This is a genomic window from Paenibacillus sp. FSL H3-0457 (assembly GCF_037981725.1).
GTDB classification, from domain to species: Bacteria; Bacillota; Bacilli; order Paenibacillales; family Paenibacillaceae; genus Paenibacillus; species Paenibacillus amylolyticus.
On the sequence record NZ_CP150283.1, the window covers coordinates 4,810,282 to 4,836,213 of the forward strand.

General features: G+C 46.0%; 25 protein-coding genes. 3 read left to right on the forward strand and 22 right to left on the reverse strand.

The features are described 5' to 3' along the window. The first annotated feature begins 349 nt into the window (after positions 1-349). The gene (locus tag MHH25_RS21360; protein ID WP_340017980.1) at positions 350-1,351 is read left to right on the forward strand and encodes a Na/Pi symporter; all 1,002 of its coding nucleotides are present in this window, start codon (positions 350-352) and stop codon (positions 1,349-1,351) included. Between the two features lie 58 nt (positions 1,352-1,409). On the opposite strand, the gene MHH25_RS21365 is transcribed toward MHH25_RS21360, so the two are convergent. The 18 genes from MHH25_RS21365 to gpr form a co-directional block, all read right to left on the reverse strand. Then, complete coding sequence (locus MHH25_RS21365) at positions 1,410-1,844, reverse strand: NUDIX domain-containing protein (RefSeq protein ID WP_340017981.1); 435 nt, start codon at positions 1,842-1,844, stop codon at positions 1,410-1,412. 113 nt (positions 1,845-1,957) lie between these two features. After that, positions 1,958-3,304, reverse strand: coding sequence for a tRNA (N(6)-L-threonylcarbamoyladenosine(37)-C(2))-methylthiotransferase MtaB (gene mtaB, locus MHH25_RS21370; RefSeq protein ID WP_340017982.1), 1,347 nt, complete (start codon positions 3,302-3,304; stop codon positions 1,958-1,960). Positions 3,305-3,306: 2 nt separating this feature from the next. Next, a complete protein-coding gene (locus MHH25_RS21375) occupies positions 3,307-4,071 on the reverse strand; it encodes an RsmE family RNA methyltransferase (protein ID WP_036615075.1) in 765 nt (254 codons plus the stop codon). A gap of 137 nt (positions 4,072-4,208) precedes the next feature. Then, positions 4,209-4,889: a site-2 protease family protein gene (locus MHH25_RS21380; protein WP_340017983.1), complete on the reverse strand. Its 681-nt coding sequence runs from the start codon at positions 4,887-4,889 to the stop codon at positions 4,209-4,211. Between the two features lie 3 nt (positions 4,890-4,892). Next, positions 4,893-5,858, reverse strand: a complete 966-nt coding sequence (gene prmA, locus MHH25_RS21385; protein WP_036615080.1) for a 50S ribosomal protein L11 methyltransferase — start codon at positions 5,856-5,858, stop codon at positions 4,893-4,895. A 190-nt stretch (positions 5,859-6,048) separates the two neighbouring features. Continuing rightward, positions 6,049-6,441: a hypothetical protein gene (locus MHH25_RS21390; protein WP_036615083.1), complete on the reverse strand. Its 393-nt coding sequence runs from the start codon at positions 6,439-6,441 to the stop codon at positions 6,049-6,051. Beyond that, entirely contained in the window at positions 6,434-6,613 is a 180-nt protein-coding gene (locus tag MHH25_RS21395) for a YfhD family protein (RefSeq protein WP_017687220.1), read from the reverse strand. The genes MHH25_RS21390 and MHH25_RS21395 overlap by 8 nt, the downstream gene beginning before the upstream one ends. A gap of 28 nt (positions 6,614-6,641) precedes the next feature. Then, a complete protein-coding gene (locus tag MHH25_RS21400) occupies positions 6,642-7,010 on the reverse strand; it encodes a hypothetical protein (protein WP_017687219.1) in 369 nt (122 codons plus the stop codon). A 240-nt stretch (positions 7,011-7,250) separates the two neighbouring features. Beyond that, positions 7,251-8,375, reverse strand: a complete 1,125-nt coding sequence (gene dnaJ, locus MHH25_RS21405; RefSeq protein ID WP_036615086.1) for a molecular chaperone DnaJ — start codon at positions 8,373-8,375, stop codon at positions 7,251-7,253. Positions 8,376-8,504: 129 nt separating this feature from the next. Continuing rightward, complete coding sequence (gene dnaK, locus MHH25_RS21410) at positions 8,505-10,352, reverse strand: molecular chaperone DnaK (protein ID WP_036615087.1); 1,848 nt, start codon at positions 10,350-10,352, stop codon at positions 8,505-8,507. A gap of 161 nt (positions 10,353-10,513) precedes the next feature. After that, entirely contained in the window at positions 10,514-11,077 is a 564-nt protein-coding gene (grpE, locus tag MHH25_RS21415; RefSeq protein WP_036668567.1) for a nucleotide exchange factor GrpE, read from the reverse strand. Positions 11,078-11,121: 44 nt separating this feature from the next. Further along, positions 11,122-12,153: a heat-inducible transcriptional repressor HrcA gene (gene hrcA / locus MHH25_RS21420; RefSeq protein WP_036615092.1), complete on the reverse strand. Its 1,032-nt coding sequence runs from the start codon at positions 12,151-12,153 to the stop codon at positions 11,122-11,124. Positions 12,154-12,407: 254 nt separating this feature from the next. Further along, positions 12,408-12,878 carry an N-acetyltransferase gene (locus MHH25_RS21425; RefSeq protein ID WP_017687214.1) on the reverse strand — a complete coding sequence of 157 codons (471 nt, stop codon included), beginning with the start codon at positions 12,876-12,878 and terminating at the stop codon, positions 12,408-12,410. 118 nt (positions 12,879-12,996) lie between these two features. Further along, entirely contained in the window at positions 12,997-14,181 is a 1,185-nt protein-coding gene (hemW, locus tag MHH25_RS21430) for a radical SAM family heme chaperone HemW (protein ID WP_036615094.1), read from the reverse strand. Between the two features lie 182 nt (positions 14,182-14,363). Continuing rightward, positions 14,364-16,178 carry a translation elongation factor 4 gene (gene lepA, locus MHH25_RS21435; RefSeq protein ID WP_036615097.1) on the reverse strand — a complete coding sequence of 605 codons (1,815 nt, stop codon included), beginning with the start codon at positions 16,176-16,178 and terminating at the stop codon, positions 14,364-14,366. A 145-nt stretch (positions 16,179-16,323) separates the two neighbouring features. After that, positions 16,324-16,683, reverse strand: a complete 360-nt coding sequence (locus tag MHH25_RS21440; RefSeq protein WP_340017985.1) for a hypothetical protein — start codon at positions 16,681-16,683, stop codon at positions 16,324-16,326. 54 nt (positions 16,684-16,737) lie between these two features. Further along, positions 16,738-18,033, reverse strand: a complete 1,296-nt coding sequence (locus tag MHH25_RS21445; RefSeq protein ID WP_340017986.1) for a stage II sporulation protein P — start codon at positions 18,031-18,033, stop codon at positions 16,738-16,740. 146 nt (positions 18,034-18,179) lie between these two features. Beyond that, positions 18,180-19,181, reverse strand: a complete 1,002-nt coding sequence (gene gpr / locus MHH25_RS21450; RefSeq protein ID WP_036615103.1) for a GPR endopeptidase — start codon at positions 19,179-19,181, stop codon at positions 18,180-18,182. Positions 19,182-19,356: 175 nt separating this feature from the next. Here gpr and rpsT point away from each other — a divergent pair, with 175 nt between their 5' ends. Next, the gene (gene rpsT, locus MHH25_RS21455) at positions 19,357-19,629 is read left to right on the forward strand and encodes a 30S ribosomal protein S20 (RefSeq protein WP_024628504.1); all 273 of its coding nucleotides are present in this window, start codon (positions 19,357-19,359) and stop codon (positions 19,627-19,629) included. Positions 19,630-19,816: 187 nt separating this feature from the next. Here the strand turns inward: rpsT and holA are convergent, their stop codons facing one another. The 3 genes from holA to MHH25_RS21470 all read right to left on the reverse strand — a co-directional run bounded on the left by holA (position 19,817) and on the right by MHH25_RS21470 (position 22,918). Continuing rightward, complete coding sequence (gene holA, locus MHH25_RS21460) at positions 19,817-20,833, reverse strand: DNA polymerase III subunit delta (protein WP_340017987.1); 1,017 nt, start codon at positions 20,831-20,833, stop codon at positions 19,817-19,819. 256 nt (positions 20,834-21,089) lie between these two features. Beyond that, complete coding sequence (locus MHH25_RS21465) at positions 21,090-22,373, reverse strand: zf-HC2 domain-containing protein (RefSeq protein WP_340017988.1); 1,284 nt, start codon at positions 22,371-22,373, stop codon at positions 21,090-21,092. Further along, entirely contained in the window at positions 22,370-22,918 is a 549-nt protein-coding gene (locus tag MHH25_RS21470; protein ID WP_017687205.1) for a sigma-70 family RNA polymerase sigma factor, read from the reverse strand. The genes MHH25_RS21465 and MHH25_RS21470 overlap by 4 nt, the downstream gene beginning before the upstream one ends. Before the next feature lie 351 nt (positions 22,919-23,269). Between MHH25_RS21470 and MHH25_RS21475 the strand changes: the two genes are divergently transcribed. Next, complete coding sequence (locus MHH25_RS21475) at positions 23,270-23,572, forward strand: hypothetical protein (protein WP_105407519.1); 303 nt, start codon at positions 23,270-23,272, stop codon at positions 23,570-23,572. A gap of 136 nt (positions 23,573-23,708) precedes the next feature. On the opposite strand, the gene MHH25_RS21480 is transcribed toward MHH25_RS21475, so the two are convergent. After that, entirely contained in the window at positions 23,709-25,727 is a 2,019-nt protein-coding gene (locus MHH25_RS21480; RefSeq protein ID WP_340017989.1) for a copper amine oxidase N-terminal domain-containing protein, read from the reverse strand. Between the last annotated feature and the right edge of the window lie 205 nt (positions 25,728-25,932).

The window sequence follows — 25,932 nt, forward strand, 5'->3', positions numbered from 1 at the left end:
AGATTCGATTTCGTCCCCTCCACTACGTTTGCACGAATCACCGTATCTTTGAATTGGGGTGGCACAATTAGGTGGCGCTACGGCGACGAATTGTTCCTCTGATCGCTGTTATCCCCAGATTTTTTTGATTCCCTTTCTTAAAGGGAAAATCCGGGGATAAAGGCGAGCGCTTCGCTTCTTCGGTAACAATTTCGTCTTCTTCGCTACGTTTGCACGAATCACCGTATCTTTCGAATTGAGAGGCCGATAATTTAGGTCGCTTCCCTCTGAATTCCTTTAGGCTTGTCATGGTTGTCTTTTCTTACTCATAGGATGAGTTAAGGAACCGGACGGAAGGAATGATGTTTCTATGTTTAGAGATGTTATATTGCCCCTACTCTATGGGCTTATTATCTTTTTTGGTGGCATGAAGCTGATGGAAACGGCCTTGCAGCGCATGGCTGGGCCCATGTTAGCGGGTTGGCTCAATCGGGCTACCTCTGCTCCATGGAAAGGCATGGCCTTCAGTGCAGGTGCAACGGCCCTGTTACAGAGCAGTACTGCGGTCACCGTACTCACCATTGGACTGGCTAATGCCAGATTAATTACCTATGGACGAACACTTGGCATCATCCTCGGCACCAACATCGGGACATGCCTGACGACGGAGCTGGTGGGACTACAGATCGGACGTGCTTCCCTGCCGCTACTCGTCCTGTCGCTAACGGGCTGGGCCATGTTTGTTGTTCTTGGTGAACGCAATCTGGCCGCTCCTGAACGCACGCGTCAGACTCTGTTTAACATCCAGTACAGCTTCCTCGCAGCTGCCGGATTTGCACTTGTTATGACAGGCATTCAGGTGATGCAATCCATTGCCTTACCCTTGCGGAGCATGGGCGTATTTCAATGGTTTCTCGACCGCTCGGCCGACAGCTTGTGGTGGGGCTTCCTGGCAGGTGCCTGTCTGACAGCGCTCATTCACAGCAGCGCAGCTGTCATTAGCATGGCGATTACGCTGGCAGCCACAGGGGTATTGCCTGTGGAGATCGGCATCGCCATTGTGATCGGGTCCAACGTAGGGACCTGTATCACCGCTGTAATCGCTGCCGCGGGCGGAGCATCTGCAGGCAAATTTGTCGCAGCCTCCCATGTTGTATTAAACATTGCGGGAGCGCTGCTGTTTATGCCGCTGATGGGCCAGCTGCATGCAGCTTCGGCCTGGCTGTCAGCGGACAACGGGGCACAGATTGCGCATGCCCAGACCCTTTTTAACATCACCAGTTCACTGCTCGCTTTGCCATTCTGTTACTTGCCAATCTGGCACAAAAAACCACCGGTCCACGCCCCCGCGGCGAAGTCACCCGTGGCTTGATGATCTGCCTGTCCAGACCCACAGAGCGCGCGGCTAACTGACTCGAACAATAATGCCGTTATACGTTAATGCCTAACTTGTTCAGGGCTACACGCAAGATATCATCGTTATTATCATATCCGCTCTGCTGCTGTAAGGACCATGCTTCTTCCGGAGCATACCAATCCACACCCTTGATTTCTTCAATCTGAGGCTGTAGATCACCACTCTCGGCTTCAACGAGATAATAATGAACTTCCTTGTCCACCGGGCCAAAATCTGCATGTTGGTACGTGTAAGCAATGATATCAACCGGCTCTACAATGCGACCCACCATACCTGTCTCTTCCAAAATCTCGCGCAGTGCCGTCTGTTCAATTGTTTCTCCATATTCCATTTTGCCCTTGGCGAGAGTTGTTTTACCATAACGATCTACGATAAGCTGAATTTGAAGACGTCCGTCTTCCCCTGTTCTATAAACAACTCCGCCTGCTGAAATTTCTTTTTTGTTCATCGTGCTCTCCCCCATCAACTTCGATATCTTTATCTTATTTTTTGCAAAAGAAGGACCTCATCTCCCCGGGTAAGCTCCCCAAGGAAATGAAATCCTTGTTTCTGACGCCTCGATTACATCGCGGCGGACTTAAGATTCTCTTCCAACACACGTACCAGCGTAGCCTGACTCTGGTTGACGCCGGCTTCAACCACTTTGACTCGGCACACTTTACCGACCATATCCATCGATCCATCAAAGACCAGTTGAATGTAGTTGTCGCTATAACCGTGCAGCTTGCCACTTCCCTCGCGGCCTTTGGCTTCCCCTTCGGGAATAACATCCAGTACCTGTCCGACAAACTGCTCAGCGTACTCCAGCTGCATCTGCTCAGACAAGTCAATCAGTTCATGCACACGTGCATTTTTGACCTCTTCGTCCACCTGATCTTCCATTCGTGCTGCTGGCGTACCCGTACGCTTGGAATAAGGGAATACGTGCATTTCGGAAAAACCGATCTTCCGCATCAACGCATAGCCATTACGGTACATCTCATCCGTCTCACCTGGAAATCCAACAATGATGTCTGTTGTAATCGCTACATCCGGCATTGCTTCCCGAATGCGAAGCATCTTGTTGTAAAACTCTTCTGTCGTATATTTGCGGCGCATGCGTTTTAACACCGTATCATCACCCGCTTGCAGCGGAATATGAAAGTGACGAACGAGTTTATCGGAACGTTTGATCACGTCGAGCATACGGTCGTCAATCTGACTGGCTTCAATCGAGCTGATTCGAATACGCTCCAGCCCCTCTACCTTATCCAAATCCCACAGCAGATCGGTCAGATCATAATTCTCCATGTCATCGCCATACCCACCTGTATGAATACCGGTCAGAACAATCTCCTTGTATCCGGCGTGTACGAGTTGATGCGCCTGTTGAATAATGCTGTTCGCTTCCCGACTACGTGAGAGACCACGAGACCACGGAATAATGCAGAACGTGCAAAAGTTATTGCATCCATCCTGAATCTTCAGGAACGCGCGGGTACGGTCAGCAAAATCCGGTACGTCCATGTCTTCAAACACACGGGTTTTCATAATATTACGCACCGCATTAACCGGTTGACGGGACTCCTGAATTTCATTAACATATGGCAAAATCTTGTCACGGTCCTGTGTACCGATAACCAGATCCACCCCTGGGATGTCCAGAATCTCTGCCGGAGAAGTCTGCGCGTAGCAGCCTGTAACGGCCACAATCGCCTCCGGGTTGCGCCGAATGGCACGACGAATAATTTGACGGCTCTTTTTGTCGCCGGTATTGGTTACTGTACAAGTATTAATCAAGTATACATCCGCTGTCTGTTCATCAAAGTCCACTTGATCGTAACCTTCGTTTTTGAACAATTGCCAAATCGCCTCTGTATCATAGAAATTAACTTTGCAGCCTAAGGTGTAAAACGCCACGGATGGCATAATTACATTCCTCCCATTTCTCCGGATTCATATAGCACGCAAGTTAGTGCTGCCATTCCAGCTGTCTCAGCACGCAAAATGCGTTTGCCCAGTCCAACAGATACAGCACCTGCCTGATCAGCCTCTGCCGTCTCCTTCTCAGAAAATCCACCTTCCGGTCCAACCACGATCAATACTTCTGCACTTGCATCAGGTGCAAGTTGCTCTATAAACGGTTTCAGTGCATCTCTCAGCTGTTTACCGTTTTCTTTCTCATAACAATAACATACCAGGCTGTAGCCCTCAAAAGAAGATAACAGCCCTTTCCAGGAAAGCGGCTGCTCGACGGATGGAATGCGATTCCGGTGACTCTGTTCGGCAGCTTCCTTGGCAATTTTCCGCCACCGCTCCAACCGTTTGCCTTCTTTCTTGGCATCATATTGCACAATCGTACGTTCTGATAGGAAGGGTACAAATGATACCGCCCCAATCTCAGTACATCTCTGGATGACTGTTTCCATCTTGTCACCCTTGGGCAAACTCTGTGCCACGGTTACACGAATCCGTGCTTCATGGTCCATCTCGAGAGGTTCCACAATATTGGCTGTCACTTGGCCAACTTCAATACTCTCAATTTCCACGAGTGCTTCTCTGGAGTTTCCGTCACTGACAATCAGTTTATCTCCAGGTTTACCACGCATGACCTTGCCAATATGGCGTGCATCATCACCTGTGATAATCACAGCGTGTTCATTAAACTGTTCTGCAGATACAAAATATCGCTGCATTAGTCAATCCACCCATTCTGTCCTGTTATGACTGGAATTCACCCCGCCTGATGGCAGGCGTGAATCCAATCGCCACAGATGATCATACAACTTTTACGTGTTTCTGACCAGTATTCCGGTCCATAAACAATGCGCTTTTAGCGATATAATTCGATAATCACCTTTGCCAGATCCACATACATCGTTTGCGCAAACTCATACAAAGGTTGAATCGTCACATTTTGCAACGGAGGTATAACAAGAATCAATAGGAAGATAAAAATAGACCATTGCTCCACCCCTTGCAGCTTGCGGCTGATTGAAGGTGGCACTACATCTTCCAGAATCCGATAACCATCCAGTGGGGGCAACGGAATCAAGTTAAACAGGAACAGGAAAAAGTTGGTTAAGTTAAAGATAGCGAAAAACGTCGTGATTGCTGTCAGCAGCCGCTCATTATCAATCCCACCGAGAGCTCCCGAACCAACCAGTGAAGCATAGATGATTGTACCGATGATTGCGAGCAAAAGATTGCTCAGAGGCCCTGCTGCAGTTACGATGATGCCCATCAATCTAGGTTTGTCGAAGTTAGCCCGATTAACGGGAACTGGACGTGCCCAACCAAAGCCGGCAATAATGAGCAACAGCACACCTAACAAGTCAAAGTGTACAACCGGATTCAGCGTGACCCGACCCAACAGCTTCGCTGTTGGATCACCAAATTTGTTAGCAAAATACGCATGCGAGAATTCATGCACCGTAAATGCGATCAGAATGGTCAGCAGGAAAAACGGAAGCTGATCAATCGGATAACGAAAGAACGAATTCCAAAAGTCCATACGTTACCCCTTTCTGGCTACAAACGCCAGCCAATCCTCATCACGGTGGATCGCACTCACTTCAAATCCGGAGGCTACCAGTGCATCATGCACAACCTGCTCTTTGTTCTTCCAAATGCCGGATACAATATAGGTGCCACCAGACTCAAGCGCATGATAGACATCGTCTACGAACAACAAAATGATCTCAGCCAGAATGTTCGCCACGACAACCTTAACCGGCAGTTGTACACCAAGTGCAGGGTCCTGACTCCCTAGGACGGACAACAGATCACTCTCTTTAACCGTAATTTGTTGCTCCAGCCCATTCAGTTCCACATTCTCCCTGGCACTAATTACGGCAACTGGATCAAGATCGAGCGCCAGTACATGTTTTGCCCCAAGTTTTATCGCTCCAATAGCCAAAATACCAGAGCCTGTACCTACGTCAATAACTTCCTCGCCGCCCTGAATAACCGTTTCCAGTGTGCGCAAGCAGAGGGAGGTCGTTGGGTGGGTTCCTGTACCAAAAGCCATGCCTGGATCAAGCTCAATAATTTTCTCATCTGGACTTTCAGGCGTATACTCTTCCCACGTTGGCTTGATCGTCAAACGTTCCGATACACGTACCGGCTTGAAATATTGTTTCCAGGCTGTTGCCCAGTCATCTTCATCCACTGTACGCGTCTCATAACGAACCTCACCTGTATCAATTCCGAATTCGGAGAGTTCCTCAACTCTCGGATTAACTTCTAACTGTAATGCAACCATATCCGTACCTTCGGAGAAGTACCCTTTGATGACTGCAAAGCCTTCCGGAATATCATTCAAAGGAACGTCGTATAACTCACCATATGTCGTGTCCCGTTTTTTATTTAAAGTACCGGACTCTTCAATCGAAACCCCACCAGCACCCGCTTCATGTAAAAAATTTGAAATCATCTCCACAGCTTCTTCTGTGGTATGTATTGTTAGTTCATGCCATAACATACTTGGTTTTTCCTCCTCATTTTTCAAACATCCCAACTATTGTACTACACAAGCTAGCCGGAGCACAAAGCCGCACCAGTAAAAGAAAAACAAAACAGGATATCCGCAGCCTGACTGCTCGAATATCCTGTCATCTATTCATACATATCTGTTTCATTTACTTCAGCATTTTGCATAATTCGATTCTCAGTTAGCAAAAACGTCCACCATTCTGCGTGATCATCTCTGCGGCTTGCGGGAGCGAATCGTTGGATACGGACACGGTCAGCAAAATTTCTTGTTTTAGCCTGTTGGCCGAGTCCTCTTTGGGTGTATCATACACCTGACCATTGGACAACATTTCCGTTTCATCACTAATCAAGGCAAGTACATTCAGTTCGCCACTAAATCCTCCGACGACGGCCGTAGGAGAATTATCGGAGCCCGTAACATCGTTTGAGCCCAATGCAGACGCTTCATTGCCAAGGCTCTCAATGCTTAATTGGTTCGGGTGCAAAAATTCCAGGGCTCTGCGTGCAGACTCGGCCTCAGTCCAGCTTGTAAAAACAGCTTCGAGGGTCACTGCCGAGCGATCTTCAGTCATGAAGCTCCCGTCCCTGTCTTCGATCAGCCGCTTCACTGCGGCGTAGTGCTTCTATATCTTCATGATCCGCAGCTTCAGCGCTGAATTCCACGTCCTCATTTTTCGCGGATTGCATACGTTTCATCTTTTCCGTTTTTGTTAAGATCTTGCCTGGACGTTCATGTTCTGCCATTGTAATGCTCCTCCTTCAAATTGGGAAACTAGATCATTCCACCGGCTTGTTCGATAATAGACATAGCGCGGTGATGTACCGATTCATCTACGATGACCGTTAGTAATACATCTCTTCCTGTAGGTCCACCCTGTCCACCATCACTCATGCCGCTTGCAGAAGGGTCTGCCGCAGCCATAATTCCAGCACTGGCATTTGTTTGCATCGAATCGGGCACCCATGATGAAAAACTGCCGGAAACGCCCGGCTTGTAGGAAGCCCCGCTTGGTCCCACTCCCGCATATCGGCTGAATCGATTAATTGACAGGTCCTCCACTCGCAATGCCTCCAGTTTTTTGGCTGCCCCTTGAGCCTGCTCCGGGCTGTGAAAGTACGCCAAAATATTTTTCTCGGTCATCCGCTTCACCTGCTTCCCTAATTTCTCGCATATCAGCTATGCATATCATTCTCGCCATGCTATCTTTCCGCAAGTTCGCTCAGAATATACCGAAATGCTCCCACAAATTGCTGTCGTTCTTTGTAGCATAAATCCATGGATTTCACAAAAACCACTGAACCACTAAAAAAGGCGTACAAAAAAGGACACCCCGCGGTAAAAACCGCTGTGGTGTCCTTTTGAACTTACTTTATTTTATTCTCAGTCGCCGCGGAAGGCGCGTTTCACTCTATCAAAGAAAGATTGTTCATGCTCATGTGTTTGCTCTCCATCCAGCGAAGCAATTTGGCGAAGCAGATCCTTCTGCTCGTCATTCAGCTTACTAGGTGTAACCACAACCACTTTCACATGCTGATCCCCTTGCCCCATACCGCGCAGGCGTGGTACACCTTTGCCTTTGAGGCGGAAATACGTTCCCGTTTGTGTACCAGCTGGTACTTTCAACTTCACTTTCTCGGTCAACGTTGGGATCTCAACTTCATCTCCCAGAGCTGCCTGAGCAAAGGTAAGTGGGATTTCGCAATAAATATCGTCGCCTTCACGCTCGAAGAAATCATGTGATTTCACGCGAATGACAATATACAGATCTCCCGCTGGTCCGCCACGCAGGCCGCCTTCGCCCTCACCTGTCATACGCAGTTGCGCGCCATCATCTACACCCGCTGGAATGCGGACATGGATTTTGCGTTGCTTGCGGACTTTACCGCTGCCACTGCACGTTGTACATTTTTCTTTGATAATTTGGCCCGAACCGCTACAGTTCGAACATGCACGACGATTAACCATACGACCAAACGGTGTATTTTGCACGACTTCCTGCTGACCGCTACCTTGGCAGACCGAGCAGGTTTCCGGTTTCGTTCCAGGTTTGGCACCTGAGCCATGACAGGTATCACAGCCTTCGGTACGCGGAATCGTAATATCGGTTTCTTTACCGAATACAGCTTCCTTGAACTCAATTGTCATCGTGTACTGCAGATCATTCCCGCGTTGCGGAGCATTTGGATCACGTCGTCCACCGCCACCGCCGCCAAAGAACATGTCGAAGATGTCGCCAAATCCGCCGCCGCCAAAATCACCGCCACCACCGAATCCACCTTGATTCGGATCGACATGACCATATTGATCATATTGTGCACGCTTCTGACCGTCACTCACTACGTCGTAAGCTTCTTTAACTTCTTTAAATTTAGCTTCCGCATCAGCAGCCTTGTTTACGTCAGGGTGATACTGACGGGCAAGCTTACGGTAAGCCTTTTTAATTTCATCGTCGTTAGCCGTTTTACTAACGCCAAGCACCTCATAATAATCACGCTTTTCAGCCACTCTTCCACCCCCATATCATTCACCATATCGCACATCGTGACAAAAGGAAAGCCAAAGCGCGGGAGCCCCGGCTATGACTTTCCCTCTAATTCGAACGTCACCGATGTTTAATTCGCGTAGAACTACGAATTAGTTTTGTTTTTTATCTTCATCCACAACTTCGTAATCAGCGTCTACGACGTTGTCACGTTTAGCAGAACCTTGTTGTTGCTCTTCAGCACCTTGTGCTTCTTGCTCTTGCGCCTGAGCTTGCTCATACAGTTTCACGGACAGTTGTTGAACGATCTCTGTCAGTTCTTCTGTAGCAGCTTTGATATCTTCCAGGTTGTCGGAAGCCAGAACGCCTTGCAGTTTTTCTTTGGCAGCATTTGCTTTTTCAACTTCGCCAGCATCTGCTTTTTCGCCAAGATCTTTGATCGTTTTGTCAACAGAGTAGATCAATTGATCTGCACTGTTTTTCGCTTCAACGAGTTCTCTGCGTTTTTTATCTTCTTCAGCATGCAACTCAGCATCTTTCATCATTTGCTCAACTTCAGCATCGCTCAAACCGCTGGAAGAAGTGATTGTGATTTTTTGAGTTTTGTTCGTACCTTTATCTGTTGCAGATACGTTAACGATACCGTTGGCATCAATATCGAAGCTAACTTCGATCTGTGGAACGCCACGTGGAGCTGGTGGAATATCACCCAACATGAAACGTCCAAGCGATTTGTTACCTGCTGCCATCTCACGCTCACCTTGCAGAACATGAATCTCAACGCTTGGTTGATTGTCTGCATATGTGGAGAACACTTGAGATTTGCTTGTAGGGATCGTTGTGTTACGCTCGATCATTTTAGTGAATACGCCACCCGCTGTTTCGATACCCAGGGACAATGGCGTTACGTCGAGCAATACAACGTCTTTCACGTCACCTGTCAGTACGCCCGCTTGTACAGCAGCGCCCAAAGCTACAACTTCATCCGGGTTAACGCCTTTGTGTGGCTCTTTACCCGTCAGTTTTTTGATCGCTTCTTGTACTGCTGGAATACGTGTCGAACCACCAACCAATACGATCTTGTCGATATCGTTAGGCGTCATACCCGCATCACTCAATGCACGACGAGTTGGTTCAAGCGTACGCTCAACCAGACCTTCAGAGATTTCTTCAAATTTCGCACGGCTCAGGTTCAACTCCAAATGCTGAGGAACGCCATCAGCAACTGTGATGAACGGCAAGGAGATCGTTGTAGTCAATACGCCGGAAAGTTCTTTTTTCGCTTTTTCCGCTGCATCTTTCAAACGTTGAACCGCTGCTTTATCTTTACTCAAGTCAATGCCTTGATCTTTTTTGAATTCACTTACGAGGTAATCAATGATCACTTGGTCAAAGTCATCCCCGCCTAGTTTGTTGTCCCCGCTAGTTGCTTTAACTTCGAAGAAGCCATCACCCAGTTCAAGAATGGATACGTCGAACGTACCGCCACCCAGGTCATATACGAGGATCGTTTGGTCTTCGGATTTCTCCATACCGTATGCCAAAGCTGCTGCTGTTGGCTCGTTGACGATACGCAGAACTTCCAAACCTGCAATTTTACCCGCATCTTTAGTCGCTTGGCGCTGACTGTCATTGAAGTAAGCTGGTACAGTGATAACTGCTTGAGTTACCGTTTGACCCAGATAAGCTTCAGCATCGGATTTCAATTTTTGCAGGATGATTGCAGAGATCTCTTGTGCAGAGTAGTCTTTGCTATCGATTGTTTCCTTGTGGGAAGTACCCATGTGACGTTTGATCGACATGATAGTACGATCCGGATTGGTGATGGCTTGACGTTTTGCTGTTTCACCAACAACGCGCTCTCCATCCTTTTTGAAACCAACTACGGATGGAGTTGTACGTGCGCCCTCCGGATTTGGAATTACGACAGCCTCGCCGCCTTCCATTACTGCTACGCATGAGTTTGTTGTTCCTAAGTCAATACCGATTACTTTGCTCATCCGAAAATTTCCTCCCTCAACAATTTAAAATGAATGGGTCTGATCTGACCCTTATTTAGATGTTCATGTTGCTAATCGTGCTCTATGTGTACAAACCTTTATATTAAACTTCGCCCACATTGTTCAACCATGGAGCCGACTCATTCCTTCCTATAAGGAATTTATGAGCTGACTTTAACCATAGCTGGACGAAGCACTTTATCTTTCAGCATGTAGCCTTTTTGGACTTCCTCAACAACGATACCTTCTTCGTACTCGTCGCTCTCCACTTGCATAATTGCTTGGTGGAATTCAGGATTGAACGGTTGTCCTACCGATTCCATAGCCGTCAGACCTTCATTATTCATCACGGTTTCCAATTGACGGAAAATCATTTGGATGCCCTTGGAGAAAGATTCGACCTCTGCTCCTTCCGGTACAGTAGCCATGGCGCGCTCGAAGTTATCAATAACCGGTACCAGTTCGGTGACCAGCTTCATCGAAGCGTATTTAGCCAATTCTTCTTTTTCCTTCTGCGTACGACGACGGAAGTTATCAAAATCAGCCTGTGCACGGACATAACGCTGTTGTTGCTCCTCAGCTTCTGCCTTCAGACGTGCAAGCTCATCCTGCTCCTGACCAGCCATCTCTTCAGCTTGTGCTTCTGCAGCGCCAGCTTCATTAATAGGCTCCTGCTCAGTTGCTGTTACCTCTTGTTCTTCTGTAAATGATTGCTCCTCTTTCAAGATGTTCACCTCCTTATACGAATGAAATGGTTCATTCCCGAATCTTATTTGAAACGATGTGTTAGCATCGCCGTCAAGTCACGGGATAGTGTATTTAGAATATGAATGACACGTGCATAATCCATCCGCGTGGGTCCTAGAATACCGATCGAACCCAAAGCCTCACCGTCCAATGAATAGGAGGCTGTAATCAGGCTGCAGTTGGCAAAGGCTTCATGATCATTTTCAGTGCCGATTCGCACTTGAATACCAGATCCACCCGGCACGGGCATCATCAATTTCATGAGTGTTGGTGTCTCTTCCAGCAGGTCAAGAATATCTTTTACCTTTTCGATATCTTTAAACTCCGGTTGAGTCAACATATTAGTGGCACCACTGAGGAACAGACGATTATCATGTTCATTGTCAAAGGCACTGTTGAGCACCTGCATAACTTCCTCATAACGTGTAATATGCCGTTCCATCTCTTGCCCAAGTTCGGTATAAAGACGGGATTTCAATTTGTAGATTGGTACGCCCACAAGTTTGGTATTTAACAAGCGAACCACATTTTCCATCTCAGCTACCGAGATTTCTGGTGGAATCTGCACCGTCTTGTTCTCCACTTGACCTGTATTGGTCACGATGATTGCCACAGCTTCACTCTCGTTCAGCGGAAGCAATTGGAAGTGACGTAAGGACGTATGGAATACTTCCGGTCCAAGCAGGATCGAAGTATAATTCGTCATATGTGACAAAATATTGGATGCATGCTGAATAACTTGTTCCATGACGTTCAGTTTTTCAGCAAAGAATGACTTCAGATCATCCAACTCCTGAGGCTCCACCTGATTCCAAGGGACCAAATGATCGACATAATATCGATAGCCTTTATGAGAAGGAATGCGTCCTGCCGATGTATGCGGCTGTTCCAGGAAACCCATATCTTCAAGGTCCGCCATTTCATTACGGATCGTCGCCGGACTGTATCCAACATCTCCCCTTTTGGAAATGCTCCGGGACCCTACGGGCTCAGCTGAACGGATATAGTCATCCACTATAGCGTTCAGAATCATTCGTTGACGCTCTGTTAACATGGTGAGTATCCCTCCTTCTGACTGTACTGTCCCATGTCGTTAGCACTCCGGTTAGATGAGTGCTAAGCGGTAATACAAAAATACCAAACTGACGTGAACATTGTCAAGTGAGTTTGATGAGTGGGCTCATCTATTTATAGTATAGACCAATGTCGACGAGTCCTAACAACTTTATTGAACATACTTTGAAGTAAAAAAGGACTGCATGTAGGGCAGAGGCAGACTCGGCTCGATCCATGCAGTCCATTCAGTTGTTAAGCTGAAACGTTAAGCTCTTTTAATACCGCGATCTCATCGCAACAATCCTGCTTGCTGCAATGAACACAGTCGGTCCATACTTTCTCAGGGAAAATCTCTTTTTCCACTACGGCAAAGCCGTTTTTGAGGAAGAAGGATACTTCATATGTCAACGCCATAACCTTAGGAATTTGTTGTTTCTCTGCTTCTTCTACCAGTCGGTCCAGCAATCGGGAGCCAATACCGAGCCCTTTGTGTCCTTCCGAGATACCGAGTGATCTGACTTCCACCAAATCATTCCCCAGACGACAAAGCGATCCGCAACCCACCACTTCACCATCAACTTCGGCTACAACAAAGTGCTCCAGCTGTCGGTGCAGTATTTCCCGTGATCGCGGAAGCATGATCCCACGCTCTGCATAGCCCTTAATCATTTCATACAGTGGTTCAACATCTTCCGGCACGGCTTTTCTGCATATTACCGACATCCTGCTCTCCTCCTATTACCAAGCTTTCCAGAGGAAAGCTGACTTCGTAGTTGTTAAATTAACACGCTCTGTAAAATCAATATGAATAAATATACAACAGAGCGTATAGAATTTCAAGCTATGAATTCAGCGATATGGACCCGATAAACTCCGCAAAAACGTCATTTCCGAACAGGATACCCTTCTCGCTCAGTCGGAAGCCGTCTGCCGTCCGCTCAAGCAACCCTGCGTTCAACATTTTGCCCAAAGGCTTCGCAAACACTTCTTCCATGGACTCTCCGAACTGTTCGCTAAAGCGTGAGGCCGAAGCTCCCTCCAACATTCGCAGTCCAACCATCAGATAATCTTCCATGGCTTCGGGGCGAGCAATCTCAAAATGATCCAGACGAGGCAGCCCTGCTCGTGAAGCTTCAACATAAGGATTTATACCTTTAATATTCATATGCCGTTCGCGGCCCACATATCCATGTGCACCTGCACCCAGACCGTAGTAGTCCTCATTACGCCAGTAGGTAATATTGTGACGACTCTCGAAGCCCGGCTTGGCAAAGTTACTGATCTCGTATTGTCCATAGCCCGCTTCTTTCATACGTCTCATTAATAGAAGATACATCTCCAGCTCATCATCTTCATGAGGAAGTGGTAACTGGTTCTTCTGATACAGGGTATGGAAAAGTGTATTCTCTTCCACTTTCAGGCTGTAGATGGAGTAATGCGGCAGATCCAGTTCCAACGCTTTGTCGATACTCTCATTCAACATTTCAACAGTCTGGTTTGGCAACCCAAACATCAGGTCAATGGACAGGTTATTCAAGCCTGCTTTACGAGCATTCTCCAAACTGCGGTATACATCATCCGTATTATGAATACGGCCAATGCCTGTCAGCAGATCATTCTGAAAAGCCTGCACGCCAAAGCTGACACGGTTGACGCCGCCTTCTTTCATCGCAGCGAGTTTCTCCGCATCCGTTGTTCCTGGGTTGGCTTCCATCGAAAATTCAATATCGTCCGCCCAATTTGGGAAATACGTCTTCACGGAACGAAGAAATACGGCCATCTCATCCGGTTTCAGAGCTGTTGGCGTACCCCCACCTACAAATATGGTCTTGATCTCACCCGGTGGATTGGCCTTAACTGTATGTTCCATCTCCCGTTCCAGCGCTTCGAGATATTGCATCACGGGCTGATCTTTCAGAACGTAAGAGTTAAAGTCGCAATAAAAACATTTATTCGTGCAAAAGGGAATGTGAAGATACACCGCTTGGGGCGCACCTGTCTTCCGGCTGTGTGCTGCCAATGTCATGGCAAGTCCCCCTCTATTTGAAAAAAGGAAAGCCATCCGGCTTCCCTTTCAGCTTAGTTATTTAATATTCTGTGTTGTAACAATTCAATTTCGATACACACACTCTGTGATGTACCCGAAATTGAATTCTCCTAATCTAGTTTGAATACTCACATTCTGTGACGTATTTCAAATTAGATTATTTAATCATCAATTTTCAGTACCGCCATGAATGCCTCTTGTGGCACCTCAACGTTACCAACCTGCTTCATCCGCTTCTTACCTTCCTTCTGCTTCTCAAGCAGTTTCCGTTTCCGCGAGATGTCACCACCATAACACTTGGCAAGTACGTTTTTACGCATTGCTTTTACCGTTTCACGAGCAACGACCTTGGTACCTACAGATGCCTGAATTGGCACCTCGAACATTTGCCGTGGAATCAGCTCGCGCAGTTTCTCACAGACAATGCGTCCGCGGTTATAGGCACGATCACGGTGAACGATGAAGGACAGAGCATCCACCTGTTCGCCATTGAGTACAATATCCATTTTTGCCAGATTGGACTGACGGTAACCGGACAGCTCATAATCCAGGGATGCATATCCTTTGGTACCGGATTTCAACTGGTCGAAGAAGTCATATACAATCTCGGACAACGGAATCTCATAGGTAATGGTAACCCGAGTTGTGTCCAGATATTCCATATTTACATATTCACCGCGTTTAGTCTGACACAGCTCCATAATGGTACCTACATAATCATTCGGTACGATAATATCTGCCTTGACGTATGGTTCCTCGACGTAATCAATCCGTCCCACCTCAGGATAGTTGGATGGGTTATCGATTTTCATCACTTCACCATTCGTTAAGGTGACGTGATAGATTACACTTGGTGCCGTTGTGATCAACGGAATGTTAAACTCCCGCTCGATCCGCTCCTGGATAACGTCCATGTGAAGCAGTCCAAGGAATCCGCAACGGAATCCAAAACCGAGAGCACTGGAAGTTTCCGGTTCAAAGCTCAGAGAAGCATCGTTCAACTGCAATTTCTCCAACGCTTCACGCAGATCAACATAGTCCGATGTTTCGATCGGATAGAGACCACAATACACCATTGGGTTAATTTTACGATAACCCGGCAAAGGTTCCGGTGTTGGATTTTTGGCATCCGTTACCGTATCCCCGACTTGTGTATCGCCAACATGCCGGATACCTGCAACGATAAATCCAACATCCCCGACGTTCAGCTCGTCCACGATGGTCATACGAGGTTTGAACGCTCCAACTTCAATGACTTCAAATGATTTACCTGTTGCCATCATTTTGATTTTGGAACCGGATTTGATTTTGCCGTCAACAACACGCACATATACGATTACACCTTTGTACGGGTCGTAGTGCGAGTCAAAAATCAGCGCTTTCAAAGGCTGGTCAGGATCACCAGTTGGTGCCGGAACACTTTTCACCACTTGCTCCAAAATTTCTTTGATTCCGATTCCTGATTTGGCCGAAGCCAAAACCGCATTACTTGTGTCCAAACCAATAACATCTTCCACTTCCTGCTTCACCCGTTCAGGATCAGCGCTCGGAAGGTCAATTTTGTTGATAACCGGTAAAATTTCAAGATTGTTATCCAATGCCAGATACACGTTGGCAAGTGTTTGGGCTTCAATTCCCTGAGCCGCATCCACAACCAGCAGAGCACCTTCACATGCAGCAAGACTGCGTGATACTTCATACGTGAAGTCTACGTGTCCCGGTGTATCAATCAGATTCAATAAATACTCTTCACCATCATCCGCTTTGTAAGTCAAGGCTACTGCTTGTAGCTTGATCGTTATTCCACGTTCACGTTCAAGGTCCATTTTATCCAGAACTTGTTCCTGCATTTCACGTGAAGTGAGCGCACCTGTGTGCTCCAAGATCCGGTCCGCAAGTGTTGATTTGCCGTGATCTATATGTGCAATAATAGAAAAGTTACGAATTTTACGTTGTCTTGCCCGAATGTCAGTCATTCCTTACCCCCAGAAACAGCCTAGTGTCAATCACTTCATTATAACAGTTGAAGCACAGTGCATCAATCCCGTGATGTCTCAACTTTATAATAAAGTGTCTTCATGCACTCCCAGAGGTTATATTGTACCTTAAAATTATGGTATTTTATTCAGCAACGCCGCTAAAAAGAGAGACAACCCACTTGATCCCACTGTGTGAGAGATTTTGCAGTAGTCCAGCCGTTTTGTCTGCCAACACATCAACCGGAGCCTTATTTTGATCTGCCCCAAGCACTTGGCTTGGTGACTGAACAGGTACAAATGGTGGTTCTTTAATTTCCTTTTGGACAGGTGCAGTCGGAACAGATTCGGTAACCTGTGAAGTTGGCTCTATTGTCACAGCGGTTGACGTGCCGTCTGATGAATTACCCATATGAAAGTTGCTGCCAGCCAGCTGCATTCCAAACAGCACACCCAGCAACATTAATACAGCGATGGATAACAGTCTTTTACCGAATCTGGACATATGCTTTGCCTCCTGTCACTCTCTACTATTTTGTTCTTCATACATATAGAGTCCCTATCCACCCTGTGATGACGTTTCTGCACTGGCTTTGTCCACCTTCTGATCTTCCCAATACACTTGGGCAATCATGTCCGCTAGAATCTTCGATGTCCGTTGGAGCTCAGCTCCTGTGTTGTCGATGCCGCCAATCTCAATCAAAATGCTGTTGGGTGAAAGGGTTTGATTATACTCTCCATTGTTAGCTCCTCCGCCATCTTTGCCCCACACACCACGGGATACCCCAGGATACTTGGCTTCCAGTTTCTTATGAATTTTCGCTGCAAAGGCTTCATTCTGCCGCCAATTTGGATTTTCATGTCCAATAATGAAATACACTTTGGCGTAGCCCAAGTCATTAATAGTGGTTGTTGTTTTGCCATGACGTTGTGAATCGCGATGAATGTCTATGAGATATGTCAGATCATCATTTTGAGCGAGTGCCGCTTTTACCGTTTGACGGGAGTATTTATAAGAATAGTTCCAGTTATAGTCCTTTACTTTAGTGGGGTAATCATCCTTGGCGTGTTCTACGCCGATTCCCAGCTTCTCCAGACTGTCTGAGAGGTAGGTTCCCACTTGAAACACATTGCCTGTTGATTTGCCTGATGATGGATTATCACTTTTCGTACCTAGCAGTGGATTGTAGCCTTCCCGTGGATGGGAATGATAGATAAGAATTGACTTTTTGCCTGTTGCCGGTGAGCCTGAATTGTTTTTCTCACCATTCTTCGCTGGGGGATCTTCTTTACCCTCTCCATCTCCAGGCTCACTCGACTCAGGTGGATCCGTATTGTCCTGGCCTGGTGGAATATGCAGCTCACTACCGGGTTTTCCTCCACCTGCGGAAGCCGTATCCGTAAGACCGGGACCGGGCTGATAATCTTCGGGAGCCTCGGCTTTTTCGTTACCAGATCCAGGACGGAGCAGAACAGGTTGGTTGGAACCCATGCCCGGCATTTCTCTCGCAATCAGGCTCTTCGGATCTTGAGGATTTACATTCGTTAGTAATTGGAAAACAAATGAGGTGAGATTTTCACCGGATATAGCAGAAGTCTGTTCCTTCTGGGTGAGATGGGGCATCTCCATACCGAGCATATCGACAAAAAAGCGGCTTGATACAGCACTCGCAAATCCTTTCATGGAAGAAACGGGTGAATTGTTCAAACGTTTCTCTGCCATTCCCCCGAGACCAAGTACGACAAAAAACAAAGCAGATATGATCATAAGCAACAACAACGTACGGCCCATGGCCAGCACGTGCAGACATCTTTTTTTCCACTTCCCAATATTCCAGGCCAATATCTTGTTCATTCTGCTGTCTCCTTCCCTGCTGGACAACTCTTATACTTCAACTCTATGAGCCCGCCCAATTTGATAGAACAGGAAAATGAAAGATTCCAGAAACAAAAAAAAGAAAGTCCGATAGATTCGGACCTTCTTCTCAGCAGTTTTAAGTTTTAATGTGTATAGGCCGCTACGTTATCTGGATTCACAGCATCATGGAGTGCCGCGTTAAGTCCTGTAGCAATAACATTGGCAATTCCCTCAATAAACTCATCGATTTCCTTTGGGGTAACAATGAGGTCATGACCTAGTGGCTCCAGTACCTCTTTCACCAGACTCAAGCGATCTTGCTCACCAATGTCGTCCAGCATACCCATGATCTGTTTGGTCTGATCCGTTTCCTGGCGGAAGTGTGAGCGCATCATCTCAATCACATTGTTCACAATGGTGGACGCATAACATACGGTTGGTACTCCGATGGCGATGCAAGGCACACCTAATATCTCACGGGTCAGGCCACGCCGTTTGTTTCCAATACCGGAACCCGGATGAATACCAATGTCCGCTACCTGAATTGTTGTATTTACACGTTCCAAGGAACGGGAGGCCAGCGCATCAATCGCAATAATGGCATCCGGCTTGGTCCGGTCTACAATCCCCTGTACGATGTCACTGGATTCAATACCCGTTGTACCGAGCACGCCGGGAGCAATCGCGCTGACTTCCCGATACCCTGGCGCAACCTGATCTGGTACCAATTCGAAATACTGACGCGTCACCATCAGATTTTCCACAACAAGTGGACCGAGTGAATCCGGGGTGACATTTAAGTTGCCCAAGCCAACAATCAAGACCTTGGAGGTTTTGTTAATTCCGGCCTTAACCATAAAATCTTCCATTTCACGGGTGAACTCGGCAGCAACTCGCTCCTGTAACTCGGTATCACCATTCCGTAGTGAAGGTACTTCCAAGGTAACATAGTGACCTTTCACCCGACCAATAGCCGTGGCTGCTTCTTCAGTCAGGACATCAATACGTGTAATCGTAATGCCCTCTTTTTTCTCTACATCTTCCTGTAGTCCGGGAATCGTCTGTTTCTGTCCACCTTGCGCCATTTCCTTGGAGTCGATCGCCAAATCGGTACGAACTGTATAGTTTTGCAAATCCAGTGTCATTCTGTCCTTGCCTCCCTTACCGCATTTGAGCATATTGTGTGGGAAAAAGGGTTTCTTTATACAGCATGTCGAACATCGTAGGAATATCTGTTGCATTTTACATGCTAGCGTGATAGAATATTTTAAGTTGTGAAACGTTTGTATTCATGCAAATGCCTTACAGGAGGTGAATGTAATGCCAAACATAAAATCCGCTGTTAAACGCGTAAAAACGAGCGACAAGCGCCGCGCACTCAACGCTTCTCAGAAGTCTGCACTCCGTACAGCTGTTAAAGCTGCTGATGCTGCTCTGGTAAGTAACGAAGTTGATACTGCAAAAGCTGCGATTCAAGCTGCTTCCAAAAAGCTGGACAAGGCTGTAACTAAAGGTCTGGTTCATAAAAATGCTGCAGCACGCAAAAAGTCTCGCTTGGCGAAAAAACTGAACGCTCTTTCCGCACAAGCGTAAGAAGCGTTACTTATACGATCCAATGGAAAAATCCTGAACAGCATAGGCTTTCAGGATTTTTTAGTATCTGATTCGATAAGTATAAGACAAACATAAAGCGACCTTTATTCCGATGATTAACTATCATGGAGCAAAGGTCGCTTTGTTTGTTATTCACACTAGTAATCTATTACGTTTACTTGTCCATTCATGCACCAAGTCTCAATAAGAACAGCTCCAGACCAAGTACTTTATCCACCGCTCCTGTTTTCATCTGGTAATCCAGTTCGCTGAGGTGACTCAAAATCATTCTCAGACGTTCCGGCTGAAATTTACGGGCTTGCTCACCTGCAATCTTAACAGCATACGGATGCAGACCAAGCTGACTGGCAATCTGCTGCTGGGAGTAACTTTGTTGCCCCAACTCTTTCACCTGGATCATGATCCGAAACTGGCGTGCGATTAGAGCCGCAATTTTAATCGGTTCTTCCCGCTGCTTCAGCAACTTATAGAAAAGAGCCAACGCTTTCTCCAGTCGCAAATTAGCGAGTTCCTCCACTAGTGAAAATACATTCTGCTCTGTACTACGGGCAACCAGTGACTCGATATCAGCACGTTTGATTGTCCCCCCATTACCCGCAAACAAACATAACTTATCTACTTCAGCAGACAGGGTCTGAAGACCTGTTCCTGCATAGCTGATCAACGTTTCCGCCGCTCCCGTCTCCAAGGAAACATCCCGCTGCTTCGCAAGTTTCACTATCCAATTCAACAGCTCTTCTCCACTGAGTGGAGCAAAAGCAAGAACTACTGCCTGTTTCTTGACAGCTTTCACCAGTTTCTTACGCTCATCCAGCTTATCCCCTTGGGCCAGGAAAACAATCGTACTGTAATCTGCCGGATTTTCCATATATGTAAGCAGACGATCAACCTGATGTTCAATCTTGGATTCTTTACCTGCGGTAAACAGGCTCGCATCCCTTACAATAATTAATTTGCGTGGAACCAGAAAAGGTACGGTCTCTGCTTCTTCAATAACGACCTCCACAGCCGTTTCAGACAAATCATATGGAATAATCGCAAAATCACGATGTTCTTCTTCAATAACCTGTTCTTTTAACATATCCGTAAATTGCTGTATCTGGTACTTCTCCGTTCCGTACAGCACATAGATCGGTGCCGTTTCTCCATTACGTATTGCCTTTGTTGCACTTTTTACATCCATTCACGGCGCCTCCTTATCCCTCTTATCCTACCAGAAAAAACGCAAGACAACAAAGGGACCTTACATCCAGTTATGGATGAAGGTCCCCTGTCCTACATCTATATAAACGCTGACACCAGCAGTTCTAGAAAAAGCCGGTGCGCGGTCATACGACGTCAGTTGTTTGAACTGAGATAGGACGTTTTGTTACTTCCACTATATGCTTGTCATACTGAAAATGTTCTTTCGTTTAGAGGAGCGCACTCCCCATTTTTAATTATTTCGCAGGAGCTCCACCTGAAACAGCAGGTACATTAAACGAGTTCTTCGCCGTTGTTCCGTCCTTGTCCGTTTCGTAATTAAAAAGGGTACCATCCTTCGACCAACTCGCTGACTTCAGTGTCCCCTCTATGCTGCGTTGTTCAACCAAATTTAGAACATCCGGTTCGCTCACAGGTTTGGAGTATATGCTGATTTGATCACCAATAAGCATAACTACATAGGAACCGTCAGGTGACTTCCATTCTTTTGGTGCTACTGTTGTAGCCATTCCCTGATCCGGTCCTGCTGCGACTCCTTTGTTTCCTCCAGAAGCGTCTGCACCTGCACTGGAATCAGGTACAGTGTTACCTTCAACCGGAACATCTTCAGTCATATTAGGTGTTGTATCCTGAGAAGTGAAGGATTGCGCATCTCCATTTTCTGTTTCTGTTACTCCATTCTCTTCCCCATCTGCAGAAGATTTAGGAGAATCTCCTGATCCCTGAATTCTCTGCTCAGAATCTTGGTTCTGAGCCGGATTCTTCTGATTATCGGTCGAAGGAGTTCTGGACGAATTATCCTGCGGTCCTTTATTCGGAGCAGGCGTTGATTCGGTAGCCGGTTGTTGAGGTGTAGGATCTGACTGAACTTCAGGCTCCTGTACCTCATCTCCACCGTTCTCTTCAGGCATTGTTTCTACGTCTTGGTTATCTGGTTTAGTTGGTGAATCATTAGATTGATCCACAAACACATCGTTGCTGCTTGGTTGGGACGAAGTGGCAGGATCATAATTTTCAATATTCTTGCTTAATGAATTCTCATCCAAATTGCCGCCCTCTTGAGAAGCTCCAGAGCTCATCAGCATGGAATCGGCATTCTCAATCTGTTCAGGCGGATTTCCCCAGATGGCGAATCCCAATATAACTGCCGCAGCCGCTGCACCCATGGACATACGTCCTGCCATCGAGTTAAGCCATTTTTGCTTTGTTTTCCGCTCACTTGAACGTTGTAAATTCTCAAATGTAGCGGGGACAGGATTCATTTCCTGTATGGTGCTACTCTGTTCCTTCCGCGCTTCGTCAATGGCATCAAGCTGTGGCATAATCGCATCAACCAGACTAAATTTCGGGCTTACTTGCGGTAATTCTTCCAGTTCTCTGGAAAGAGCTCTGAGTAAACTAAAATTCTCGGCGCACTCCGGACACTTTGCCACATGCTGTAGCATCTGCGCGGTTTCCGCCTCGCCCAGATCATGATCCAGATAGCGGTGCATCCATTCCACCACCTCTTCGCATTTCATCCTGTCACACCACCTTTCTGATATTCCTGTAGTAGATTCTGTAATTGCTGCCTGGCTCTAAATAAATAAGATTTCACCGTATTCAACGGAAGATCGAGACAATCCGCAATTTCATTGTAGGATAAGTCCTGCAAATATCTTAGAACAATAACGGTACGATGATGCTCGGGAAGCTTGTTGATCGCATCCTGAATGTCCTGGGCCACATATGTAGACATGACCTCGTACTCCACATCCTGATTATCCTGAAAAACCATGTCATGTTCGTCAATGGAGACGGACGGTTTGGTTCTTCTGAATTTATCAATACAGATGTTTGTGACGATGCGTTGTACCCATGTTTTGAATTGGGCCTTTTCTTCGTATGAGTTGATTTTGGTGTAAATTCGGATCAACGCTTCCTGCGCAGCATCCAAAGCGTCCTGTTCATTATTTAGAATGTAATATGCGGTCCGATAGACATGTTGTTCAATCTCCCGCAATAGGGTAATTAGAGCGTCGCGATCGCCCGATTGAGCGGCTCTGATGAGTTCCGGCTCTACCACAAAGGATCCCCCTCTCCCTGCAACCTTACAGACGTGATCATCAATAAAATTGTTGCAAAGTTAAGTATTTTTTTAATTTGCCATAACAAAATAACGGCGTATGTATTAGGGCCGCTGAAATCTTCTCTTAGAATAACAGAAATTGCATAACGAGTCACCAAACGTATCCAAAAGCGATTCCATTACTTACACGACTCAATTCAAATGCAATGGCATACATTATAGATAAGCACTTTTTTGGTTCCTAAAATAAAAAAAGTCGAAATTTGTCCAAATTTAAGCTGTTTTTAATGCAATTTTCATGAAAATAGTGTATTGTAAATTTACATTCATAAACACGAGGTGATGAGCATGCCAGCTCTTGCGAAAATTCAAGCTTTAAAAGAACAAATGCCCAAAGAATACCAAAGTATTTCCCACTTTGTGGAACATGCATTGGACTCCATTGATACTCTGGTCGAGGAACATCGGAAGTACGTAGCTGCACAGGCATTATACGGCGATAAAATCGTTGGATCGGAAGAACGCTTGTACAGAGAAACCGTACTTGATGTCAGAGCACAGTTGTTGATGACTCTTGAGAAAACGGTAGAAGATCTGTTGCACAAGGGAGATAAACACTGGAGCAAACACTTTAAGGATGGCGTAGAGTAGTTCTTATATTTCTTCTACATTTTGAAAAAATGGCCCGTTTTCCGATATTCTCCCTCGTGGGGTGTAACGGAAAGCGGGCTTTTTTTGTGCTGTGCTGTAACTTGCAATCAATTGAAGTGATTAATTGGTATATTTATCAGTAAATCGCCATCAGTTTGCCATTGAGAAACCCTAAAGCTCTTATGCCTGCGGAGCTGGCATACACCCAAACCTCGATTTTGCCTTTTGAACTCGTTTCATACGTAATGCTCGATGGATCTCCCCAAGCAAGGCGCACCTGAGTTATGTTCATTCCTAAAGCTACTTCTCCAGCAATGATTTTATTCCAAGTGGACTTGGACCAATTGTATTTCTTATACGGATCAGAAGAGAAGAATTGGTTGGAATCGGCAAGCATCTCCGTCACACTGGAAGGTGCACCTCCTGCGTAGGCAGAAACGGTTTTTCCTTTTGCATTACGGAAGATAATAGAGTAACTTCGATCACCGTATTTAATCTTTTCAATTTTGATATCTGATATGGTCACTTTACTGAAACGTTGCCCTAAACTCGTATCACTGTTGATCCAGTAGGACTTGCCAATGAAGCGAGCAAGATTCCCCAACTCTTTTTTCTTGATCAGTGCAAGTGTATCCTTCGATTCCACCAGAATAGAAGAATTTCCAACCAGCACCTTGGCCTGCTTTAGCTCAGCATCCCATCGAACCTGAATACCCGCAGCCTGTCTTAACAAGTCCGCAGGAAATACAGTTTGTCCTCCAATGGTTTGTACTTTCCCTTTCAACTTCAGCTCTTTGTTGTTTAATCGCGCAACAGCACTCCCTTTTTGCAAAGTAATACTGTCAACTCCAAATTGAATTTCAAAAGATGAGCCTTTCACATCAATTTTGGCTCCCAATGTTTTGAACACCGACTGTACTGGCAAGTATACATTTCCATCCAACAATGTGGCGCCTGTTAACTTTTGCTGTGAATCAACGTTCAGTTGAAGACTTGAGGCCAAATCACCTATCTTCAAAGTCACTTTGGTTGTTCCCATGCCCGTAACCTTCAGTTTGCCTCCTGCCTGAATCTGTGCAACTTGGGGCTGCTCCACTATAATTTCTTCAGGCAATGGGGCACGCTTGTTTTTGAAACCATTACTATAATTCTCCTGAACAGCAAGCGTGATCGTATCCCCAATATTAGCTTCCTTGGAAGATGCCGTAAGTGTCACTTGATTTAACGCGGGAGCTGATAGAGAAGTTAACTTTCCATTATCATATGTAACCCATGATCCATCCTGTAATTGTGCATATAGCTCATCCAGATTAGGCGCATACACCATCCGCGATACGTTACTTAAACCCGGCAGTTGCTCGCCCTTATATTTCGCAGTTCGATCGTAGCTCCAGACGGTTCCATCCTGTTTCACTGTGAGCAGCTTATGCGTACTCCCCCACCAAATCAAAGATTGCACATTATTCGCAACCGTGATGTAGTCATCCTCATACAGCATACTTACGATCACTACCGAGCCATCATTTTTCAGCACAGCTGCGTAAACACCATTCGTTGCAATTGCTTTACCATCAGGTACATTTCCAGCTTTACGTATTTTGTTGTATTTGTCATAATATATATCTCCTGATGAAGATAATGCGCTATAAGAAGAATCGCTTCCAAAACTATAAGAATCCGCATCGATAATCGATTCCAAAACCTTAGCCTGATCATCAAAATTATAAAGGTTTCCATCCTGAAGCTGAACCCATCCATGACCATATACCTTAATCACACCATTGAATTGTTTCGTTACTGGTATATGCGCATTGTCCTTATTCCACCGAATCACTTGGCCATCTGCAGTCCACCCATAGATGGAATGGTCTTCTGATTTTGAAATACCAATCAGTTTTCGATTTTGTGTCCATACTCCACTTGTGGCCCCTTTAGACCAAAGTGTACCATCGTCCAGCAAATAGTCATTTCGGTCAAGAACTGAAGTGATGGAATTACCCGATCCAGATGATGCAAAAGCGGAGGACTGTCCTGCGATTAAACCGATAACTAAAAGTCCAATGCATAGGGCTATCGCTTTTCTAATCCATTTCACTCTAAACTTCTGAGTGGCATTACTGTTCCTTTTACTTTGTGTCAATTCTACAAGTTCCATTTTCTTGATCTCCTCATTATTATGTATAGTGCTACGATCCCTAAGTATCTCTATCCCTCCTCTAAGGTGGGCCTAACTATTATTCGGTAAAAATAACCATAATCCTGCAAAAAAAATCATATAACATTAATAACAACAAGAAAAATCTTATATTAATATGCTTTATCCCGCCACATGAGTTCCATCATGCAACTATTTAATTAAA

Excerpts from the sequence above, each read along its gene's own strand:
- MHH25_RS21360 (WP_340017980.1), top strand. The coding sequence starts at position 350 with ATGTTTAGAGATGTTATATTGCCCCTACTCTATGGGCTTATTATCTTT.
- MHH25_RS21365 (WP_340017981.1), bottom strand. The coding sequence starts at position 1,844 with ATGAACAAAAAAGAAATTTCAGCAGGCGGAGTTGTTTATAGAACAGGG.
- mtaB (WP_340017982.1), bottom strand. The coding sequence starts at position 3,304 with ATGCCATCCGTGGCGTTTTACACCTTAGGCTGCAAAGTTAATTTCTAT.
- MHH25_RS21375 (WP_036615075.1), bottom strand. The coding sequence starts at position 4,071 with ATGCAGCGATATTTTGTATCTGCAGAACAGTTTAATGAACACGCTGTG.
- MHH25_RS21380 (WP_340017983.1), bottom strand. The coding sequence starts at position 4,889 with ATGGACTTTTGGAATTCGTTCTTTCGTTATCCGATTGATCAGCTTCCG.
- prmA (WP_036615080.1), bottom strand. The coding sequence starts at position 5,858 with ATGTTATGGCATGAACTAACAATACATACCACAGAAGAAGCTGTGGAG.
- MHH25_RS21390 (WP_036615083.1), bottom strand. The coding sequence starts at position 6,441 with ATGACTGAAGATCGCTCGGCAGTGACCCTCGAAGCTGTTTTTACAAGC.
- MHH25_RS21395 (WP_017687220.1), bottom strand. The coding sequence starts at position 6,613 with ATGGCAGAACATGAACGTCCAGGCAAGATCTTAACAAAAACGGAAAAG.
- MHH25_RS21400 (WP_017687219.1), bottom strand. The coding sequence starts at position 7,010 with ATGACCGAGAAAAATATTTTGGCGTACTTTCACAGCCCGGAGCAGGCT.
- dnaK (WP_036615087.1), bottom strand. The coding sequence starts at position 10,352 with ATGAGCAAAGTAATCGGTATTGACTTAGGAACAACAAACTCATGCGTA.
- hrcA (WP_036615092.1), bottom strand. The coding sequence starts at position 12,153 with ATGTTAACAGAGCGTCAACGAATGATTCTGAACGCTATAGTGGATGAC.
- MHH25_RS21425 (WP_017687214.1), bottom strand. The coding sequence starts at position 12,878 with ATGTCGGTAATATGCAGAAAAGCCGTGCCGGAAGATGTTGAACCACTG.
- hemW (WP_036615094.1), bottom strand. The coding sequence starts at position 14,181 with ATGACATTGGCAGCACACAGCCGGAAGACAGGTGCGCCCCAAGCGGTG.
- lepA (WP_036615097.1), bottom strand. The coding sequence starts at position 16,178 with ATGACTGACATTCGGGCAAGACAACGTAAAATTCGTAACTTTTCTATT.
- MHH25_RS21440 (WP_340017985.1), bottom strand. The coding sequence starts at position 16,683 with ATGTCCAGATTCGGTAAAAGACTGTTATCCATCGCTGTATTAATGTTG.
- MHH25_RS21445 (WP_340017986.1), bottom strand. The coding sequence starts at position 18,033 with ATGAACAAGATATTGGCCTGGAATATTGGGAAGTGGAAAAAAAGATGT.
- gpr (WP_036615103.1), bottom strand. The coding sequence starts at position 19,181 with ATGACACTGGATTTGCAAAACTATACAGTTCGTACCGATTTGGCGATC.
- rpsT (WP_024628504.1), top strand. The coding sequence starts at position 19,357 with ATGCCAAACATAAAATCCGCTGTTAAACGCGTAAAAACGAGCGACAAG.
- holA (WP_340017987.1), bottom strand. The coding sequence starts at position 20,833 with ATGGATGTAAAAAGTGCAACAAAGGCAATACGTAATGGAGAAACGGCA.
- MHH25_RS21465 (WP_340017988.1), bottom strand. The coding sequence starts at position 22,373 with ATGAAATGCGAAGAGGTGGTGGAATGGATGCACCGCTATCTGGATCAT.
- MHH25_RS21475 (WP_105407519.1), top strand. The coding sequence starts at position 23,270 with ATGCCAGCTCTTGCGAAAATTCAAGCTTTAAAAGAACAAATGCCCAAA.
- MHH25_RS21480 (WP_340017989.1), bottom strand. The coding sequence starts at position 25,727 with ATGGAACTTGTAGAATTGACACAAAGTAAAAGGAACAGTAATGCCACT.